The sequence below is a fragment of the Dolosicoccus paucivorans genome, assembly GCF_900100125.1.
Classification (GTDB): domain Bacteria; phylum Bacillota; class Bacilli; order Lactobacillales; family Aerococcaceae; genus Dolosicoccus; species Dolosicoccus paucivorans.
The window spans coordinates 1-1890 of sequence record NZ_FNEL01000091.1; the positions used below are offsets into that span (position 1 = coordinate 1).

Consider the following 1890-nt stretch of genomic DNA (forward strand, 5'->3'; position numbering starts at 1 on the left):
TGTGGTTACTAACATTTTACACGAACCTGTTATGGGTTTTCTTGTTTGTCGCAATTAATTTTACAATCTATCTTAAGAGAAAACAACATTGATAGTATCAGTAAGCTTAATCGAGCAAAAGTAAAAAATGTTGATGTTAAAGAGAAAAGACAACAAGCACCTAGATTATTTAGCTTGTCTGATTTACAAGCAACAGCTAACAAAAGATTTAAGTACAGTGCTTCAAAAACTTTATCAGTTGCTCAATCGCTGTACGATAAAAAGGTATTGTCTTATCCCCGAACAGATACTAACTATATTGGTAGCCCTGAATTTAACTATTTGAAAAACAACTTGAATAGTTATCTTAATCTTGCAAATGCAGAAATCAAAACGCCACAGTTAGAAGAAAATGTTCGTTTCGTAAATGGAAAAAAGGTACAAGAGCATTATGCTATTATTCCGACAAAGACACTTCCAGAATTAGAGAAACTAACAAAAGATGAAAAAAATATTTATTTATTAGTATTACTTAGAACATTAGCTATTTTTGAAACACCTTATATTTACGAAGAAACTAAAATTGAAACTTTAATTGACGATGTTCTATTTAAGACGACTGGAAAAGTTGAAATTGATAAAGGTTGGAAGCGTCTATACAAAAATGGCAGTAAGAAAGAGAAACAAGAGAAAGAGCTGCCAAAAGTAAGTGTTGGCGATCAATATAACTCAAGTATCACTAAAAAAGAAGGGAAAACACAACCACCTAAATACTATACGCAGGGAACAATCATAACTGCAATGAAAAATATCGGTAGAAGCGTTGAAGATGAAGAAAATAAAGAGATATTGAAGGAAGCCGAAGGGATCGGTACAGAAGCAACTAGAGCAAATATTCTTGATACTTTAAGAAAACAAGATTATATCACAATTAAATCTAACAATATTTATGTAACAGAAAAAGGGAAAACATTGTGTGAAGTAGTAAAAGAAGATGAAATATCAGATGTAAATATGACTGCTCAATGGGAACGTTATTTAAAGAAAATTAAAAATAATCAAGGCACACAAGAAGCGTTTTTAGGTAGTATTGAACGATTTATAGAACATTTAATTGAGAAAGTACCGAAAACGTTTAGTAATAGCAATATCAAAGAACATGCTAAAGCTATTCAATCAGAGAAAACAGTTGGTATATGTCCAAAATGTGGGGAAAGTATTTTAGATAAAGGTAAATTTTATGGCTGTACTGGTTTCATAGAAAAAGATTGTAAATTTTCTTTACCGAAAAAGTGGAGTAAAAAAACAATACCGAAAACCAATATTAAACAATTAATTGAAAAGGGCGAAACAACCGAAATTAAAGGTTTTAAGAGTAAAAAAGGACACAATTTTAGTGCTAAATTAAAACTAGAGGGTGTAAAATTACAGTTTGTGTTCGATAATTAAGATGTTAAAGGAGAAATTATAAATGGAGGTGTAAAATGAAAAACGAGCGATTGATTGAGTTACTAGAGAGAGATAATACAAATGATAATGATAATGAACGTTTAGCTATGTTTACAATATTTGCAGGAAACGAAGATCTATATTCTAAGGTAGATAAAATTTATGATTTTAAAGAACGCAGTATTAACCTAGATGTCTTTGAAGAAGTCGATTTAAGCAGTGGTACTTATCAATTAGTAAAATTAGCTTTTAATTTATATTCATTCCAAAACGAAGCGAATGTAGTAGAAGTATTCAGAAGTTTAGATGATGAAAATTATAAGTTAGCTATGCAAGCAATAGATATTAGGTTTAATAAAGTATAAATATAAAAGAGGCTGTGACATAAGTCGACAGTTTCTTTAGAAAAATAACCCCGTCAAAACATTTATTCATCATGTTTTGACGGGGTTTTGGTATAAT

2 protein-coding genes are annotated in these 1890 nt (G+C 30.0%); both read left to right on the top strand.

All coding sequences use genetic code 11. The features are described 5' to 3' along the window. Nucleotides 1-45 precede the first annotated feature (45 nt). Nucleotides 46-1428 (top strand): type IA DNA topoisomerase, encoded by a 1383-nt coding sequence (locus BLR79_RS08650; protein ID WP_092087029.1) that lies wholly within the window; start codon nucleotides 46-48, stop codon nucleotides 1426-1428. A 35-nt stretch (nucleotides 1429-1463) separates the two neighbouring features. Continuing rightward, nucleotides 1464-1793 (top strand): DUF6075 family protein, encoded by a 330-nt coding sequence (locus BLR79_RS08655; RefSeq protein ID WP_092087032.1) that lies wholly within the window; start codon nucleotides 1464-1466, stop codon nucleotides 1791-1793. Nucleotides 1794-1890: the final 97 nt, after the last annotated feature.